At 37.5% G+C, this 18,194-nt stretch carries 14 protein-coding genes and 1 pseudogene; 14 read left to right on the top strand and 1 reads right to left on the bottom strand.

Going from position 1 to position 18,194, the window contains the following annotated elements; all coding sequences use genetic code 11:
• Positions 1–220 precede the first annotated feature (220 nt).
• Both gnpA and ACTNDS_RS02080 read left to right on the top strand, forming a co-directional pair.
• Positions 221–2,080, top strand: a pseudogene (gene gnpA / locus ACTNDS_RS02075) (1,3-beta-galactosyl-N-acetylhexosamine phosphorylase).
• A 301-nt stretch (positions 2,081–2,381) separates the two neighbouring features.
• Complete coding sequence (locus tag ACTNDS_RS02080) at positions 2,382–4,712, top strand: diguanylate cyclase (RefSeq protein WP_441033099.1); 2,331 nt, start codon at positions 2,382–2,384, stop codon at positions 4,710–4,712.
• A 58-nt stretch (positions 4,713–4,770) separates the two neighbouring features.
• Here the strand turns inward: ACTNDS_RS02080 and pckA are convergent, their stop codons facing one another.
• Positions 4,771–6,375, bottom strand: a complete 1,605-nt coding sequence (gene pckA / locus ACTNDS_RS02085; RefSeq protein WP_055149436.1) for a phosphoenolpyruvate carboxykinase (ATP) — start codon at positions 6,373–6,375, stop codon at positions 4,771–4,773.
• 425 nt (positions 6,376–6,800) lie between these two features.
• Here pckA and ACTNDS_RS02090 point away from each other — a divergent pair, with 425 nt between their 5' ends.
• The 12 genes from ACTNDS_RS02090 to ACTNDS_RS02145 all read left to right on the top strand — a co-directional run bounded on the left by ACTNDS_RS02090 (position 6,801) and on the right by ACTNDS_RS02145 (position 18,071).
• Entirely contained in the window at positions 6,801–7,565 is a 765-nt protein-coding gene (locus ACTNDS_RS02090; protein ID WP_441033103.1) for a PIN domain-containing protein, read from the top strand.
• Between the two features lie 258 nt (positions 7,566–7,823).
• Entirely contained in the window at positions 7,824–8,165 is a 342-nt protein-coding gene (locus ACTNDS_RS02095; protein WP_441033105.1) for an arsenate reductase family protein, read from the top strand.
• 113 nt (positions 8,166–8,278) lie between these two features.
• Positions 8,279–8,710, top strand: coding sequence for a Panacea domain-containing protein (locus ACTNDS_RS02100; protein WP_441033107.1), 432 nt, complete (start codon positions 8,279–8,281; stop codon positions 8,708–8,710).
• Positions 8,697–9,164, top strand: coding sequence for a hypothetical protein (locus tag ACTNDS_RS02105; RefSeq protein ID WP_441033110.1), 468 nt, complete (start codon positions 8,697–8,699; stop codon positions 9,162–9,164). Before ACTNDS_RS02100 ends, ACTNDS_RS02105 begins: the two co-directional genes overlap by 14 nt.
• A 43-nt stretch (positions 9,165–9,207) precedes the next feature.
• Positions 9,208–9,684 (top strand): DUF1653 domain-containing protein, encoded by a 477-nt coding sequence (locus ACTNDS_RS02110; protein ID WP_173721112.1) that lies wholly within the window; start codon positions 9,208–9,210, stop codon positions 9,682–9,684.
• Positions 9,685–9,847: 163 nt separating this feature from the next.
• Positions 9,848–10,369: a cysteine hydrolase family protein gene (locus tag ACTNDS_RS02115; protein WP_055201292.1), complete on the top strand. Its 522-nt coding sequence runs from the start codon at positions 9,848–9,850 to the stop codon at positions 10,367–10,369.
• 88 nt (positions 10,370–10,457) lie between these two features.
• Positions 10,458–11,060, top strand: coding sequence for an HDIG domain-containing metalloprotein (locus ACTNDS_RS02120; RefSeq protein WP_441033114.1), 603 nt, complete (start codon positions 10,458–10,460; stop codon positions 11,058–11,060).
• A 353-nt stretch (positions 11,061–11,413) separates the two neighbouring features.
• Positions 11,414–12,010, top strand: a complete 597-nt coding sequence (locus ACTNDS_RS02125) for a class I SAM-dependent methyltransferase (RefSeq protein WP_441033117.1) — start codon at positions 11,414–11,416, stop codon at positions 12,008–12,010.
• Complete coding sequence (locus ACTNDS_RS02130) at positions 11,980–14,475, top strand: DEAD/DEAH box helicase family protein (protein WP_441033120.1); 2,496 nt, start codon at positions 11,980–11,982, stop codon at positions 14,473–14,475. Before ACTNDS_RS02125 ends, ACTNDS_RS02130 begins: the two co-directional genes overlap by 31 nt.
• A 17-nt stretch (positions 14,476–14,492) precedes the next feature.
• The gene (locus ACTNDS_RS02135; RefSeq protein ID WP_441033123.1) at positions 14,493–15,338 is read left to right on the top strand and encodes an HNH endonuclease; all 846 of its coding nucleotides are present in this window, start codon (positions 14,493–14,495) and stop codon (positions 15,336–15,338) included.
• Positions 15,339–15,472: 134 nt separating this feature from the next.
• On the top strand, positions 15,473–16,606 hold the full coding sequence (locus ACTNDS_RS02140; RefSeq protein ID WP_441033125.1) for a hypothetical protein: 1,134 nt from the start codon (positions 15,473–15,475) through the stop codon (positions 16,604–16,606).
• The gene (locus ACTNDS_RS02145) at positions 16,584–18,071 is read left to right on the top strand and encodes a hypothetical protein (RefSeq protein ID WP_441033128.1); all 1,488 of its coding nucleotides are present in this window, start codon (positions 16,584–16,586) and stop codon (positions 18,069–18,071) included. The genes ACTNDS_RS02140 and ACTNDS_RS02145 overlap by 23 nt, the downstream gene beginning before the upstream one ends.
• Positions 18,072–18,194: the final 123 nt, after the last annotated feature.

An 18,194-nucleotide genomic window follows, 5' to 3' on the forward strand; every position in this document is an offset into this window, starting at 1 on the left:
ATTTGTAGCAATTTTGTTTGTGGATTCTGAATGACAATATTTTCTATAATACCATAATTTTTTTGTAAGAGCAAGATTTCTAAAAAACAAAGCAAAAAGTGAATTGAAAAAAATTTGAAAGAAAGTATTTTATAAACAGATAGACTGAAAATAATGTGATTACAGAAGTGAACGGACAGTAATTATCCGCTTGTCAGCAAAATGAAGGAGGTAACAGAAAATGGGAAAAGGTCGTGTAACCATACCAACTGACCTGGATGTAGTTCCACAGACACTGGAAATGATAGAAGAGTGGGGCGCTGATGCTATACGTGACTGTGACGGAACAGAATTTCCGCAGAAATTAAAAGACACAGGTGCCAAAATTTATGCAACCTACTATACAACCCGTAAGGACAATGCCTGGGCGAAAGCACATCCGGAAGAAATCCAGCAGATGTATATATGACATCCTTCCACACAGCGGTTGCAGATACACTGGAGATTCATCTGATGGATCACCTCTATCCGGATATGCTTGCAGTCAACACAAGAGATGATATCCGCAGATGGTGGGAAGTAATGGATCGTACCACAGGAGAGCCGGTACCGACAGATCAGTGGTCATATGAAGAAGAGACAGGAAATGTAGTGATCTTATCTGCGAAACGCTTCCATGAATATACTGTAAGTTTCCTGACATATATTATGTGGGATCCTGTACATATGTACAATGCAGTAGTAAATGACTGGAAAGACGTAGAACCGCAGATTACATTTGATGTGCGTCAGCCGAAAACAAGAGCACACTCTCTGGAACGTCTGCGCAGATTTCTGGATACTCATGAGTATGTAAATATTGTAAGATTTACTACTTTTTTCCATCAGTTTACGCTTGTGTTTGATGAACTTGCAGGAGAGAAATATGTAGACTGGTTTGGTTATTCTGCATCTGTCAGCCCATATATTCTGGAGCAGTTTGAGAAAGAAGTGGGCTATCCTTTCAGAGCTGAATATATCATTGATCAGGGATATATGAACAATACATACAGAGTCCCGTCTAAAGAATTCAAAGATTTCCAGGCATTCCAGAGAAGAGAAGTAGCGAAGCTTGCCAAACAGATGGTAGATATCGTACATGAATACGGAAAAGAGGCCATGATGTTCATGGGAGATCACTGGATTGGCATGGAACCGTTTATGGACGAATTTGCATCTATCGGACTGGATGCTGTAGTGGGAAGTGTTGGAAACGGAGCAACCTTACGTTTATTCAGTGACATTAAGAATGTGAAATATACAGAAGGAAGATTCCTGCCATATTTCTTCCCGGATACCTTCCATGAAGGAGGAGATCCTGTAAAAGAGGCAAAGGTGAACTGGGTAACAGCAAGAAGAGCAATCTTAAGAAGCCCGATCCAGAGAATAGGTTACGGCGGATGTCTGAAACTTGCCCTTGAATTCCCGGATTTTGTACAGTATATCAAAGAAGTATGTGAGGAATTCCGTACTCTGTATGATAATATTCAGGGAACAACTCCCTATTGCGTGAAACGTGTGGCAGTTCTGAACTGTTGGGGAAAAACATCAGTGGCAGGGCAAATTCTTCCAGCTGGATGATATTCTTGGTGTGGAAGAGGAGCATGGATTCAATCTGAACACTGATAAATATAACTGGGAAGAACACAGAGATCATTTTATCCTGCAGGATGCAGAGGGAGATGTTGATTTTGGAGAAGGCAAGAAGAATATTTATGCATTGCCGGAGACAGAAATCCTGATCCAGAAAGAACAGGAAGTACAGATGGCTGTAAAGAAATTCGGAAAAGGAAGAGGCGTTTATATCAGTGGACTTCCATACAGCTTTAAAAACAGCCGTATATTCTACAGAGCAGTTCTCTGGTCAGCATCTGCTGAGGAAGAACTTTACTGTTGGTATTCCACTAACTACAATGTAGAAGTACATGCTTATGTAAAGAATGGTAAATATTGCGTAGTAAATAATACTTATGAGCCACAGGATACTACTGTTTACAGAGGAGACGGAAGCAGCTTTCGGTTACATCTGGAGACAAATGAGATTAAGTGGTATCAGATTTAACTGAATAAAGAAGTTTTTTTGGATCAGATATTCAGTTATGAATAGCATTTAAGAGGGGAATCTTATCTGTCTGACAAAAAAAGAATAGATTAATGAAACAGGATTGTTGTATAAAAAGTATATTAGATTATATATACGACAATCTTGTTCCTTTTTTAATAATAAAAATTTAAAAATATGATGATTCTACCAAAGAGGATTGTTTGATAACTAAATAAAAATAGACAAAATATATTGAAGTACACATGAAATTATTGTAAAATAAAACGAAAGTTAAGCTTTTGGAAAGGAAGCGCAATTTGTGGAAAAAAGATATACGATTGGTGTAATGGTGGGAAATGCAAATTCTCCGCATACGATGGATCTGATGCAGGGGATTTTTCATACAGCTCAATCTATAGATGTTAATATTGTATTTTTTCTTGGAATTCACAGCAGTTATTATTATAAATCTTATTTTGGAGAAGATATAGAGGATGACTACGATTATCAGTTTAATGTTGTATATGATTATCAGGCATTTGCAGATATAGATGCACTGATCATTGCCTATGGATCACTCTGTATTTTTCTGGATGAAAATGAGAGCAGTGTATTTTTGAAAAAATACAAAGATAAGCCAAGGGTTCTTCTTGAAGAAAGAGACCAGACCGGAGAAGCCACTTCTATTATTGCTGATAATTACAATGGAATGTACACAATTACAGAACATCTGATAAGGGATCATGGTTTTAGCAATTTCACCTATCTTGCAGGTCCCCATGGAAATACAGATGCCAGAGAACGCAGACAGGCAGTCTATGATGTGATGAAAAAATATGAGATTCCTTTCGGACCGGAGCGGATTGCCTATGGAGATTATTCATCCTGTGTACATAGGCAGGTCAATCAACTTTTGGATGCCTATCCGGACATGGAAGCAATGATCTGTGCAAATGATGTGATGGCAGAGACTGCATACAGGGAATGCGGAAAAAGAGGCTTGGTAGTAGGAAAAGATATTGCCATTACCGGTTTTGATGACTGGGAACTTGCAAAAACAATGAATCCGCCACTGACAACTGTATTACAGAATGCCTTTGATATGGGGGATATGGCAGTACTTGATGCTTTAGAATTGTGTAAAGGTGGGAAAAATCACTCTATCGTAATTCCGGCAGAAGTGAAGATCCGTGAATCCTGTGGATGCTCTGCACGAAAAAAATTTCATAAAAAAATTTTGATTTCTGAAGAAAAAATACAATGGTCAGATATTACAGAGAGATGCCTGAATGATATAATGAAGGAGATTCTTTCAGAAAATTCAAACAAGGTATTAAAAGATGAAGTACAGGAGCATCTGAGAACTATTTTAAAAGTAGATTTCAGAATTACAGAGAGCGAAGATAATCTAAAGAGAGGGCTGCAAAGTTTATTTCTCAGCAAAACAGGAAATCTGATCAGCATGCATTCTTTGATGAAAGCTCTGGATCAGTTTGTTGATGAATGTATTCGAATAGAATTAAACAAAGAAAAACCGGACAGGGAAAATATCAGGAATCTGCTTCTGCGGAAAAGGCTGCTGAATGATAAAATTATGGCATATAATATCAAAAAAGAGAAAGAACGTTTCAGTACCTTTCAGCAGGAGAGCTGGTTTGTACCGTTGATTTCCAAGGATATGTTATCTCATATGAATGATGAGCGGGAAATGTACAGGCGGGCACTTGTAAAATTAAATGCATTAAATGCCAAGGCTTCATATCTTTATATTTTTGAGAAACCTGTAGCCCATTACAGGAATGATGAATGGAAATGTCCGGAGAAAATGTATTTGGTTGCGCGCCAGATTGGCGGCGAGGTCATAGCTTATAAAGAGGGAGAACGTTCGGAAGTTTTCAGTGGGTTTTCCGCTGATGGAAAGATTAGATGTAACAAGAAGGATGACAGTAATTATGTTGCAACCGTTCTTTGCCTTTTTTCAGGAGAAATGCAATATGGGATTCTGGTGACAGAAATTGATCCTGCAAATCTGTCATTGTTTTATCTGATCAGCAGACAGATCGGAAATATGCTTCGTATGTATCAGATGTCCAGAGAACAGAAAAAGATGCAGCAGAAGCTGGAGATCCTTGTCAGAGAGATTGAGGAGAAGAATGAAGTTTTAAATTTCCTTTCTGAATCAGATGCCCTGACCGGATGTCTGAACAGAAGAGGGTTTATGGAAAAAGCAGTACAGATGAACCGGGAGTACGAGGGGAAAGAGGTTGTAATTCTTTTTGCAGATCTGGATCACCTGAAAGAAATTAATGACTGCTTTGGACATATAGAAGGGGATTTTGCCATCAGGCGATGTGCGGAGGTATTGAAATCAGCAGCAGGAAAACAGAGTATCACCGGAAGAATAGGTGGAGACGAATTCTGCGCAATGATTCCTGGAAATGCGCAGGATGGGCAGAAGCTCAGAGAACGGATCCAGGAGGAAAATCTTGCATTTAATATGAAATCAGAAAAGCCATATTATGTGGAACTGTCTATAGGATATCATGTGATCCGTTGCGGTGGCGATCTGATAATCTCCGAGGCATTTAAGGATGCAGATAAGGCTCTTTATGAAGAGAAGAAGAAGAGAAGAAAATCCGTGAAAAAGTAAAAAACAAAAGGGATGCGAATGATTCGCATCCCTTTCATAATTATCTGGACAATTTAAATTATAACTGAGGACCAGCTGCAACAAGTGCTTTACCAGCAGCGTTTCCTTCGTATTTAGCAAAGTTCTTGATGAATCTTCCGGCAAGATCTTTTGCTTTTTCTTCCCATTCAGAAGCGTTAGCATATGTGTCACGAGGATCAAGGATACCTGTGTCTACGCCGTTAAGCTCTGTAGGAACTTCGAAATCGAAGAATGGAATCTTCTTAGTAGGAGCGTTAAGGATATCTCCGTTAAGGATTGCATCGATGATACCACGAGTATCTTTGATGGAGATACGTTTTCCTGTTCCGTTCCATCCTGTGTTAACCAGGTAAGCTTTTGCTCCGCTCTTTTCCATTTTCTTAACAAGTTCTTCTGCGTATTTTGTCGGATGCAGTTCAAGGAATGCCTGTCCGAAGCAAGCAGAGAATGTAGGTGTAGGCTCTGTGATTCCACGCTCTGTACCAGCAAGTTTAGCTGTGAATCCAGACAGGAAATAGTACTGAGTCTGAGCTTCTGTCAGGATAGATACCGGAGGAAGTACTCCGAAAGCATCTGCGGACAGGAAGATTACGTTCTTAGCTGCCGGTGCAGAAGAAATCGGGCGAACGATGTTTTCAATGTGGTTGATCGGATAAGATACACGAGTATTCTCTGTTACGCTCTTATCTGCGAAATCAATCTTGCCTTCAGCATCAAGTGTTACGTTCTCAAGAAGAGCGTTACGTTTGATCGCATTGTAGATGTCTGGCTCAGATTCTTTGTCAAGGTTGATAACTTTAGCGTAGCATCCGCCTTCGAAGTTGAATACGCCGTTGTCATCCCAACCATGCTCGTCATCACCAATCAGGAGACGTTTCGGGTCTGTGGAAAGAGTTGTTTTACCTGTTCCGGAAAGACCGAAGAAGATAGCTGTGTTTTCGCCGTTCATATCTGTGTTTGCAGAGCAGTGCATGGAAGCCATGCCTTTCAGTGGAAGGAAGTAGTTCATCATAGAGAACATACCTTTCTTCATTTCTCCGCCGTACCATGTGTTTACGATAACCTGCTCTTTAGTTGTGATGTTGAACATTACAGCTGTTTCAGAGTTAAGGCCTAATTCTTTATAGTTTTCAACTTTAGCTTTGGAAGCGTTGTATACAACGAAATCTGGCTCGAAGTTTTCAAGTTCTTCAGCTGTTGGCTGGATGAACATATTTGTTACGAAATGTGCCTGCCAAGCAACTTCAACGATGAAACGGATAGCCATACGAGTATCTTTGTTAGCACCGCAGAATGCATCTACTACGAAAAGTCTCTTGTTGGAGAGCTCTTTTTTAGCGATTTCTTTTACTGCATTCCATGCTTCCTGAGTTGCAGGATGGTTATCGTTTTTGTATTCGTCTGTTGTCCACCATACTGTATCTTTGGAGTTCTCATCCATAACGATGTATTTATCTTTAGGAGAACGTCCTGTGTAGATACCTGTCATAACGTTAACTGCACCAAGTTCGCTGACCTGACCTTTTTCAAAGCCTTCCAGTTCCGGTTTGGTTTCTTCTTCAAATAATACTTCATAAGAAGGGTTGTAGACAATTTCTGTAGTTCCGGTAATGCCATACTTGCTTAAATCGATTTTTGCCATCTTACGTTTAACCTCTTTTCTTCGTTAATGAAAGCGCCTGTTTAAACAGGCTTAAGATACCTTACCATAAAAGCGAATGGGTATCGCTTCTCTTCTACTATTATACATATTTAACGCTTAAAATCAACAGGATTTTTGCCTTTTTTTGAAATTTGTTAAAGATTTATCAACTTAAATTTGATGAAAAAACCGTCATTTTTCACAAAAGGTATGTAAATTTATTATGGTGGCAATATGGGAATACTATTCGTGGATATGATAATATTCTGTCTGACTGGAACAGGCAGGAAAGACAACCAGGAAATACTAACCAGGAGAGTTGCCACTATGTGGTTGTGCCGAAGAAAGATGCATGTTAAAATAGGAAAGAATTATCCGGCTGAAAAATGACAGAGTATTATACAGCAGAGAAAAATAAAGAGAGGATGAAGATTATCAAAACTTATTATTTAATTGATTATGAAAATGTAGGAAGTGAAGGCTTCAAAGGATGTGGTAAATTACGGGAAACAGATATTATCCATCTTTTTTATACAGACAACAGCAGAAAAATAGATCTTGATATTATTAATGATCACGGAGAAGCAAAGCTGGTCACACATAAAGTACCGACAGGAAATCAGTCTGCAGATATGCATCTGGGCTCTTATCTGGGATATCTGATAGGAAAAGAATGCACAGGTCAGGATGAAGAATGCAAAATTGTTGTAATCAGCAAAGATACAGGCTTTGACCATATTATAGAATTCTGGAAAGCAGAAGAAAATGTGAAAATCTCCAGAAACGAAAAGATTTCCGGAAAACAGGTACAGACAAGAAAACAGGTAAAAAAACAGACCGGTAAAGAAAAAGACGGACAGATGATCGAACAATCTGGTCAAAAAACAGAAAAACAGTTGAATGAACAACCTGAAAAGCAGTTTTCCAAACAATCAGAGAATCAGAATACAAAAAAGCCAAAACAAAAGATAATTGACATGAAAGCCGGAACAAAGAAATTACAGCAGGAATTAGTATTGGTTCTCGACAAGGCAGGCATGCCAAAGGAAGTGGTAAACTATGTTTCCACAACTGTGGAGAAAAATGCAGAAGACAAAAACAGAAAGCAGCAGATTTACAGATCTATCATTTCTAAATACGGACAGACAAAAGGACTGAATATCTATAACCATATTAAAAAGAAAATCTAATGGAATAAAAAATAACGGGATAAAAGAAGGAGGCCGGGAACCTCATCGATTCCCGGCAAAAGTATGAAAAAGAAAAAGTTTTGTTTGCAATTACTCTTTGCTCTGTACAGGTAATAATATAACCGGAAAATGTGAGAAATATGTGGTGAGAATTTGAAAAAAATGTGAAATGGATGGAAATTTAAAATGAACAGGCAGGAAAAGAGAAAATATAGCAGGAACAATAATTCTTAAAAAAATGGGAGAAAGCATTAGACTATGAATATACAGATTTTTGGTACAAAGAAAAACTTTGACAGCAAGAAAGCAGAACGCTATTTCAAAGAACGGGGAATTAAATATCAGTTTATAGATATGAAAGAAAAAGGCTTAAGTAAAGGAGAATTCCAATCCGTCTGCCAGGTAGTTGGCGGTTATAACAAGCTGATAGATACTGACTGCAAGGATAAAGACCTGCTGGCATTGATCACTTATATTGCGGAGGAAGACAAAGCAGAGAAAATCCTCGAAAACCAGAGCATCGTCAAAGTCCCTGTGGTAAGAAACGGAAAACAGGCGACAGTAGGATATCAGCCGGAGATTTGGAAAAATTGGAAATAAATTTTTCATGGTAAAGAAATGGATGTCAGAGTGTTTATGAAAATTTCATAATATATATACTGTTCAGAAATGAAATACAGTGCTATATTAGTAAAAAAAGAGGAGGAAACAGAATGGCAAATGTATTTGATACAGCAAAATATATTCTGGAGAAGTCGGGTAAAATGTCAACCATGAAACTTCAGAAGTTATGCTATTATTCTCAGGCATGGGCACTTGTCTGGGATGATGCTCCTTTATTTGATGAAGATTTTCAGGCATGGGCAAATGGACCGGTATGTCCGGAATTATTTTTCAAGACAAAGGGAATGTATTCTGTCAGTGCAAAAGATGAAACCGGTGGGGAAGAGAATCTTACAGATGACCAAAAAGATACAATTGGCAAAGTACTGGAATATTATGGAGGCCATGATGCACAGTGGCTGAGCCAGTTAACACATATGGAAGATCCCTGGTTGAAAGCCAGAAAAGGAGTTCCTTCGGGAATGGGATGTAACAATATAATTACAAAAGAAAGTATGGCATTATATTATGGCGGCCTATAAGAAATATAAACAAGTCAGACAGAGAGAAATTCCTAAGGGAAAAAATATTGCTCAGGGCGGAAACCCTGAGCAATATTATTCGGAAAATCCAGCCTGGTCTTTTGCCAGTTCAGATCAGGAAATGTGGTCATTTTCACAAAAACATATAGGAAATACGATTTGGACAGAAATAATTCCTCGACTGAGAGCTTTTGAAAGTCAGACGTGGAGTGAAATTCTGGTTAAAGATAAGAAACAAAACCATTCGATTATTGTAAATGATCTTAATAAGAGTGCACAAGATCGACTGGCATCAAAATATATTGAAGCAGAATCACTGATATCACTACGACTTACTGGTAGTCACAGACTTTATGGATACATGACAGGACGTGTTTTTAATGTACTGTGGTATGATGATAATCATGGTGATAATAATGCCTGTGTATGCAGGTCTTATTTGAAACATACATGATTATCAGGCAGGAAGAAATAGATATATATAACGAGGAGAAAAGATGGCAAAGATCAGAATCATAAAGAAAAATAATGACTGTAGCATGGAATACGAAGTAGGCGATATTTGTGAGGTCACAGGTACCTGGTATGGCGGCGTCCACATCAATGGTCGCTCCGGAATCCCGGTTTCCCTTGATAAAGAAGAATATATGGAACTCAACACAGAACCGGAAGAACCTGACAGTGCTGAAAATGAAAACACATCGGAACCACCGGAACACGATATCCATGCAGGCGACATTGTACAGCATTTCAAAAGAGAATGGGTATCCCCGGATACTTCTGAATATCTCTATAAAGTCCTTGCAGTAGCCCATCATACAGAAAACGGTGAAAAACTGATGATCTATCAGGCACTTTACGCACCTTTCAAAATCTGCGCCAGACCCTATGATATGTTTATGAGTGAAGTGGACAGAGACAAATATCCGGATATTAAACAGAAGTACAGATTTGAAAAATATACTGAAAAATAGATGATTGATATTTTATGGAATTGCTATAGTAAAACAGGCACTTTTGCCTGTACAAAAACACTTTGTCGTTGTATAGTAATAACAAATAATAACAGCACACGTTTCCAGAGATTTTATAGGATTATCTGAAAAAATGTGCAGAAAGAACGAAAGGGAAGGAAATATGCAGAAGGTATTAGTAGTTGTAGACATGCAGAATGACTTCATCGACGGAGCTCTTGGAACAAAAGAGGCAGTTGCCATTGTACCTGGTGTAAAAGAGAAAATCGAAAATTTTGATGGAGTTGTTCTTTTTACCAGAGACACCCATGAGACTTACTATCTTGACACCCAGGAAGGAAAGAAGCTTCCTGTACCGCATTGTATCCGTGACACTGAAGGCTGGCAGATCAGAAGCGAATTAGATGCACTCAGAAAAACAGAACCCATTGATAAAGAAACCTTTGGTTCCACAGACCTTGCAGGAGAACTGGTGGCAATGAATGAGGATAATGAAATCGAAAGTATCACATTCGTAGGTTTATGCACAGACATCTGTGTTATTTCCAATGCACTTCTGGCAAAAGCATCTCTCCCGGAAGTTCCGATCATCGTAGACGCTAAATGCTGCGCAGGCGTAACACCGGAAAGCCATGAGAATGCACTGAAAGCAATGGAAGCATGTCAGATCCAGATTGACAGATAAACTGCGGAGCAGTTATTCAGTTATGAGCAAGCAGCAAAGCAGATGATTTTATCTGCCTGACAATTCAGATATGAGGAGTGACAAAATAATGAAAACAATTACACGAGATGAGGCATTCACATTATTAAAGAAATACAACAAGGATCCCTTCCACATTCAGCATGCTCTGACTGTAGAAGCAGTAATGAAATGGTATGCCAGTGAACTTGGCTATGGCGAAGATGCAGAATACTGGGGAATTGTAGGGCTCCTCCACGACATCGACTTTGAACTATATCCGGAAGAACACTGTCTGAAAGCTCCGGAAATGCTCCGCGAAGCAGGCGTAGGCGAAGACGTGATCCATTCAGTTGTATCCCACGGCTACGGCATCACAGTAGGATGTGGCGCAACCATTGATGTAGCACCGGAACACGAAATGGAAAAAGTACTCTTTGCGGCGGACGAACTTACAGGACTTATCTGGGCAGCAGCACTTATGAGACCATCCAAAAGCACAAAAGACATGGAACTCAAATCCCTCAAGAAGAAATACAAAAGCAAAGGCTTCGCAGCAGGATGCTCCAGAGAAGTCATCGAGCGAGGCGCCGAACAACTCGGCTGGGAACTGCAGAAGCTGCTCACTATGACACTGCAGGCAATGGCAGACTGCGAGGATGAGATTAAGGCAGAGATGGATGCGGAAGGGTAATGGAATGTCTGATTTATTGACTTATTACCAGAAATGAATGATGGCATCAGAAAACCAGACTGTATGTAGGGGAAGAAACCTATGTGCAGTCTGGTTCTCTTTTTTATATGGAAGTTGATGAAAGAGAAAAGATATCAAAAAAGAAATATGCAACAGTTTTTGCGTATTATAGATAGGTGAATATAATAAAAAATGTCTGACGAAAATTGTTGCTGTTTATGTCAAAAAAATGTATAATATGTCACAAAGAAGTTAGATTTATCAGAAAAATTAAGGCATAAGAAACAAAACAGGTATTTTGCAGATAAAACAGGAGTGAAATCAGTGCTGGATGGCATTTGGTGAGTGAATATATGGCAGATATAGATAAAACATTAAAATATTACAACGAAAATGCGCAGTCTTTTGCCTCTGGGACTGTTTCGGTAAAGTTTACAGAAGTGCAAGATAAATTTCTGGAGAAACTTAACCCAGATGCGTATATTCTTGACTTTGGCTGCGGTGCAGGTAGAGATACAAAGTACTTTCTGAGTCGTGGATATCAGGTGGATACAGTTGATGGTTCAGAACAATTGTGTCGGATTGCAAGTGAATATACGGGAATCAAAGTCAGGCAGATGTTGTTTCAGGAATTGGATGAAAAAGAAAAATATGATGGCATATGGGCCTGTGCATCTATTCTCCATTTGCCGAAAAAACAACTGCGTGAAGTTTTGAAAAATATGTATGCAGCATTGAAATCGAAAGGATGGATTTATACCTCTTTTAAATACGGAGAATTTGAAGGTGAACGGAACGGAAGATATTTTACCGATTTTACGACAGATACATTTAAAGATTTCATACATGACATGCATGGCCTTAAAATAGAAGAACAATGGATTACAGGAGATGTCCGACCGGGAAGAGGTGAGGAAAAATGGCTGAATTTACTTCTGCAGAAAAAGTAAACATCGGGTATGAAAACGAATATTCCACAGATGCAATGACCGGCGGACCGGATAAAAGAAGACAGTTATATTATCAGCTGATCCAGAGTATGAAAAAAGCAGAAAGCGTTGATATCATTGTCTCTTTTCTTATGGAATCCGGAGTGAGAATGTTGCTGAAAGAACTGGAACATACTTTAAAACGTGGAGCCAAAATCCGAATCCTGACAGGAAACTACCTTGGAATTACACAGCCATCAGCACTATATCTGATTAAAAGAAAACTTGGTGACAGAGTTGATCTTAGATTTTATTGCGAAAAAGGACGTTCCTTTCACCCAAAGTCTTACATTTTCCATTATACAGATCACAGTGAACTTTATATCGGTTCTTCCAATATTTCCAGAAGTGCGCTGACCTCAGGAATAGAATGGAATTATCGGTTCAGCAGTCAGAAAGACCCGGAAAACTACAAAGAGTTCTTTCGTACATTTGAAGATTTATTTGTGAATCATTCCATTATCATTGATGACAAAGAATTAAAACGTTACTCACAGAACTGGCATCGTCCGGCGGTGGCAAAAGACCTTGACAGATATGATTTTACAGAGTCGGAAACAAATGATACGAAAATAAAACCTTTATATGAACCAAGAGGAGCACAGATCGAGGCATTGTGCGCATTGGAAGATACAAGAGCAGAAGGAGCACAGAAAGCACTCATTCAGGCTGCAACGGGCATCGGGAAAACATTTTTGGCTGCTTTTGATTCAAAAAAATATGAGAAAGTGTTGTTTGTTGCACATAGGGAAGAGATTCTGAAACAGGCAGCAGTTTCTTTTCAGAATGTAAGAAATTCCAAAGACTATGGATTTTTTATGGGAACTGAGAAGTGCACAGATAAACCGCTTATATTTGCCTCGGTAGCAAGCCTTGGAAAACCGGAATATTTAAATGAAAAGTATTTCGCTCCAGATTACTTCAATTACGTGGTGATTGATGAATTTCATCATGCAGTCAATGACCAATATCGAAGAATTGTAGAATATTTCAGACCGCAGTTTCTCCTTGGACTGACGGCAACACCTGAGAGAATGGACGGCAAAAATATATATGAAATCTGCGATTATAATGTGCCGTATGAGATTTCACTAAAAGATGGAATCAATAAGGGAATGCTAGTTCCGTTTCATTACTATGGAATTTATGATGAGACTGACTACACAAAATTACATATAGTCAAAGGAAAATATGCAGAAGAAGAACTGAACAGAACTTATATCGGGAATGCTTACAGGCATGAGTTGATTTACAAATATTACTGCAAATATGGTTCCAGTCAGGCATTAGGATTCTGCTGTTCCAGAAAACATGCAGAAGAAATGGCAAAAGAATTCGGTAAAAGAGGAATTCCGTCGGCAGCAGTTTATAGTAATGCAGATGGAGAGTTTTCCATGGACAGAGCAGAAGCGATTGAGAAACTGAAAAATGGAGAAATCAAAGTTATCTTTTCAGTGGATATGTTCAATGAAGGCGTAGATATTCCTTCAGTGGATATGGTAATGTTCCTGCGTCCGACAGAATCTCCGGTTGTATTTCTACAGCAGCTTGGAAGAGGATTGCGCAGAAATAAGGGAAAAGAATATCTCAATGTTCTGGACTTTATCGGCAATTATGAAAAAGCGGGAAGAGTCAGGTATTTGCTGTCAGGGAAAAACAAAACAGGAAAAGAAACATATTATCCGGCAGATAAGGCAGATTATCCAGATGAATGCTTCGTTGATTTTGATATGAGATTGATTGATTTGTTTGTGGAAATGGACAGGAAACAACTGACAATCAAAGAACAAATCAGAAACGAGTATTTCCGAATCAAAGAATTGCTTGGCAAACAGCCAACCAGAATGGATTTGTTTACTTATATGGATGATGATGTGTATCAGATGGCGGTCACACATTCGAATGAGAATCCGTTTAAAAAGTATTTGAATTATCTGGAAGAATTGGATGAACTCACAGATGAGCAGAAAAAATTCAGCCAGGGAATCGGAAAAGATTTTATAAATCTGCTGGAAAACACCAACATGAGCAAGGTGTATAAAATGCCGGTACTGATGGCTTTTTATAACCATGGGAATGTGAGAATGGAAGTGTCAGAGGCAGAACTTCTGGCAAGCTGGAAAGAATTCTTCTCTACAGGAACAAACTGGAAGGATCTGGAGAAAGAGATTACATATGAAGAATATCGCAAGATTTCGGACAAGAACCATATCCAAAAGATAATGAAAATGCCGGTACACTTTCTGTTAAAATCTGGGGAAGAATTCTTTGTGAAAAAGGATGGCGCGGCGTTGGCATTGAGGGATGAAATGGAAGAAATTGTGAAGGAGCCAGTGCTGGCAGAGCAGATGAAGGATGTTATTGAGTATAGGGCGATGGACTATTATCGGAGACGGTATAAAGAGAAGATAAAAGCACTTTTATAGTGATGGAGAAGATGCGTATGGAATCAGAAAATTATGTGTATAAAAAAGAAATAGACTGGTCTACATTGATGGAAGGCTTTACATTGCCGTTAGATAATCAGGTAATTTTTCTCCGAAATATGGAGAATTTTTTACAGCGTGGACAATCTAAAATCATTCATTTTTTTATGAATGGAAAAACGTATGATGCGAAAATCGTTAATATGAATAACTCAGTAGAAAAGAGAAAGAAGGATGCGTATCAGATAAGATATCCAAGAAATGGTGAGCTGTCACAGGCACTTCAGCAATACTTTTTCAAAAGCATGAGTTACATAAAGATGATTCGTGAAAGTAGAGACCAAAAAGACAGAAGTTATATAAAAGTGCCGGATGGGCTAAAGGAATATCTTGCTATTTATACCACAGAATATGAAGATACTTTTCTTCTGGAGCCAATAGCACAGGATGATTTTCAGGTTATGAAAAAGGCAATTCAAGGAATGCGAGAGCGGACTGTGGAGAACGAAATAGAATATGAGATGGAAGATAAAAGCAGTGGAATAGAAAAGAAGTTACAGATTGTCAAGATTCGTAAACTGAATAGAAAAATTGGAGAAAATTTGAAGCTGTTGTACGGATACCGATGCCAGATATGCGGGCAGGTGATTGGAGAAAAATATGGTTCACATATCGCAGAGGCACACCATATTGATTATTTTGTTAATAGTTTGAATAATGACGCGAATAACCAGATGATTGTATGCCCGAATCATCATAGCGTTATACACGCTGCGAATCCGGTGTTTGATCGGAGGAGGATGGTGTATAGGTTTGATAATGGGGCGGAAGAGAGGATTAGACTTAATAAACATTTAGTGTAGTTTATCAGAGTAAAACATGTAACTATATATTATGTCGTAAAAGAGACAGCAAGAATGGATAAAAAATAGTATTTTAGTTGAACGAATAAAATCAAAGAATAAGTAATTTGAAAGGAAAATTATAAACGAACAAAATGGTTAAAATATTTACATTGCCTGCGAATGAAGGCGATTTTATATGGATTTGCTATGGTAAAAATGAAGTATTTAGCCATATCTTAATCGATGGAGGTACTAAAGAATGCGGAGAAGAATATGCATCAATTATTAATATTATTGATGAGCGTAAAGAAAAAATAGAAGCGCTTGTGTTGACTCATGTAGATTATGATCATATACAAGGAGCACTAGAGGGAATTTGTAGAACTTCCAATGATTTATTAACTAGAACAGTGAAAAAGATTTATTTTAATACATGTCGGGGTATTCGAAGAAGTATAAAAAAGACAGAAAAAATTTCAGAAGATTCTGATTGTGTGGAAGATCAGATTTGTGTAAATCAGAATTACAAAGAATATGGGGTGGGCGATGGAATCAAATTTTTGGAGTTATTATCAGAGAAAGGCTTAAAAGACCGTTTAGTAGATTATGTTATATATGGCAAGCAAGATGTTTTAGCTGATAACGCAATAATACGATTTATTAGTCCTGGAGAAAAGGAATTAATAAAATTTGCAAACCAATGGGAAAAGTATGAAAAAGAAAACGAAAATGTTCAATATGCAAGTAATCTTGATATGGTGAAAAAAAATTTGGCTGATTTAATGAACGAAAATTTAGTAACTGATCCATCTATAAATAATGCATCTTCGATAGCTTTTATTTTTGAATACCAGAATATAAAATTGGCTTTTTTAGGAGATGCAAAACCATCAGTGTGCTTGCAAGGAATTAAAAAAATAAACGACTCAGCATATTTAGAAGTCGATTTATTAAAATTGTCACATCATGGTAGCAGAAGTAATACTTCTGATTCCTTGTTAAAGACAATTAAGACGAATAACTATTTATTAAGCACAAACGGTCATCATAAGAAGGTACCCAATAAAGTTGTGCTTTCTCATCTGCTGAAAAATGCAACTGAAAAAGGCATTAATCTGTATTGTAATTATGATTGGTATAATACAGAATACCATGAAAAATATTTTACATTTGAGGACCGTAAAGAATTTTTAAATACAAAAAAGTTATCTTTGTATCTGTTAGATGACCAAGCTTTAGAGATAAAGGATGGATGTTATATATATGGAGAATACGGAATGTTTTGAGATAATTAATCGACTGTCAGTAAGAATTGCTAAAAATGGAACAGAACAGTTAAAAGGATCTGGAATTTTGCTTTTAAGGCAGTCTGGAGAAATGGCTGTTGTTTTTACAGCTGCACATGTGGTGACTAATATATTTAAAGAAGCTGAATCACAGATATGCTTGTTGTTAGGGTGCACGGATAGTTTGGGAAATGCTCAAGAAATTAATGTTGAAGCAAAATTAGTTTCAGATATTTCAGATTTTGTACCCGAAGAAGGAAATGTGTACATTCATCCGGATTATAAGCAATCAGAACCATCTTCTATTGCTGATATTGCTATTATTCTTATACCATGGCAGGAATGGATGGATGCAATGGAATATATACAATTTAGTCAGGGAAACCTTGAAGAGCAAATATATGGTTATGGATTTCCGATGTCTATGGATAAAGAGCGTGAGAAAGTAGGTGCAAATTTCCTTGATGGAAAACGAAAATTGCAAGGTAAAATCAATAATATCGTTAAAAATCAAACATATTCCATAGAATATGATTTTGGTTCGATAGGGAGAACAGGTTCACGTAGTAGTGTGATGGAGGGTTTTTCTGGAACAGGACTATTTGCTATTAGGAATAATGGTATTAATTTTATATGCGTTATTTCAGAAGAATGTGGTGACAATTCTTCTGGAACATTATTAAGAGCTACTTCTTCTGAAAAGTGCAGAGAATTATTGGAACTTATCAATTTAGACTCAAAGTATCCTTGTTCTTTTGAAAAATATAAGAAATTAGCTATTTCTATATTTCCACACAATCGAAAGGAAGCAAAAAGATTGTTTTGCGATTTTTCAGAAGAATTAATTGAAGAGTATAATTTATTACCGATAAATTGTGTTGAAAAATGGTATGAAGAATTATTTTGTAAAAGTAATCGAAGAAAGTGTGATAATTTTTGGACTGGAAAATTACAGCTAATGGTTATACTTTGTGGTTCAAGTTTGGTTTCTGGCGATAATGTAATTAAGCCCGTGATAAATATGCCAGATCCTTACAAAGATGACCAAGTTGAGGTGGAATACATTTGTACCGAAGATGAAACAGAATCGGTTTTAGGTCGTTTAATAGAAGCTGAATATTTTGCAAAGCAAGGGAAATTAAGAAATGGAACAATATTTGTTTTAAATAGTAAAGATAGACTTTTTTTGTTATGCCCAAGACATGAATGCCGTGCAATTGTAAGAGATATTACGGCAGATACAGAATATTCTAACAGGGTATTAAAGAATAAGTTAGGACAGTTTTTATCTGAAAACAACAAAGATTCGAGTGATTTTGATATTATTGATGGTGTATCAGCACAATGTAATTTAGCAGCAATAAGTGTTGATCGTATGTTGGATTTGATCAATAGAAGTCGAATTAATAAAGACCTGTTACAAGAAAATATGAAAGGGGTATTAAGAGAGTTATGGAAAGAGTGACTAATTTAATAAATTGGAAGTTGCAAACTAGACTAGTATAACATAAATTAAATAAGTACCATATATTTTAAACTAAATATGTGATATACTATTCTCATCAACGAAAGGATGGTTGTTATGAAA

Source organism: Blautia sp. HCP3S3_C12 (assembly GCF_052064155.1).
Taxonomy (GTDB): Bacteria; Bacillota; Clostridia; order Lachnospirales; family Lachnospiraceae; genus Blautia_A.

What these genes read in the sequence shown, in the direction of transcription:
- ACTNDS_RS02110 (WP_173721112.1), top strand. Translation starts at nt 9,208, where the DNA reads ATGGCAAAGATCAGAATCATAAAGAAAAATAATGACTGTAGCATGGAA.
- ACTNDS_RS02145 (WP_441033128.1), top strand. Translation starts at nt 16,584, where the DNA reads ATGGAGAATACGGAATGTTTTGAGATAATTAATCGACTGTCAGTAAGA.
- ACTNDS_RS02095 (WP_441033105.1), top strand. Translation starts at nt 7,824, where the DNA reads ATGAATATACAGATTTTTGGTACAAAGAAAAACTTTGACAGCAAGAAA.
- ACTNDS_RS02115 (WP_055201292.1), top strand. Translation starts at nt 9,848, where the DNA reads ATGCAGAAGGTATTAGTAGTTGTAGACATGCAGAATGACTTCATCGAC.
- pckA (WP_055149436.1), bottom strand. Translation starts at nt 6,375, where the DNA reads ATGGCAAAAATCGATTTAAGCAAGTATGGCATTACCGGAACTACAGAA.
- ACTNDS_RS02130 (WP_441033120.1), top strand. Translation starts at nt 11,980, where the DNA reads ATGGCTGAATTTACTTCTGCAGAAAAAGTAAACATCGGGTATGAAAAC.
- ACTNDS_RS02090 (WP_441033103.1), top strand. Translation starts at nt 6,801, where the DNA reads ATGAAGATTATCAAAACTTATTATTTAATTGATTATGAAAATGTAGGA.
- ACTNDS_RS02135 (WP_441033123.1), top strand. Translation starts at nt 14,493, where the DNA reads ATGGAATCAGAAAATTATGTGTATAAAAAAGAAATAGACTGGTCTACA.
- ACTNDS_RS02100 (WP_441033107.1), top strand. Translation starts at nt 8,279, where the DNA reads ATGGCAAATGTATTTGATACAGCAAAATATATTCTGGAGAAGTCGGGT.
- ACTNDS_RS02120 (WP_441033114.1), top strand. Translation starts at nt 10,458, where the DNA reads ATGAAAACAATTACACGAGATGAGGCATTCACATTATTAAAGAAATAC.
- ACTNDS_RS02125 (WP_441033117.1), top strand. Translation starts at nt 11,414, where the DNA reads ATGGCAGATATAGATAAAACATTAAAATATTACAACGAAAATGCGCAG.
- ACTNDS_RS02140 (WP_441033125.1), top strand. Translation starts at nt 15,473, where the DNA reads ATGGTTAAAATATTTACATTGCCTGCGAATGAAGGCGATTTTATATGG.
- ACTNDS_RS02105 (WP_441033110.1), top strand. Translation starts at nt 8,697, where the DNA reads ATGGCGGCCTATAAGAAATATAAACAAGTCAGACAGAGAGAAATTCCT.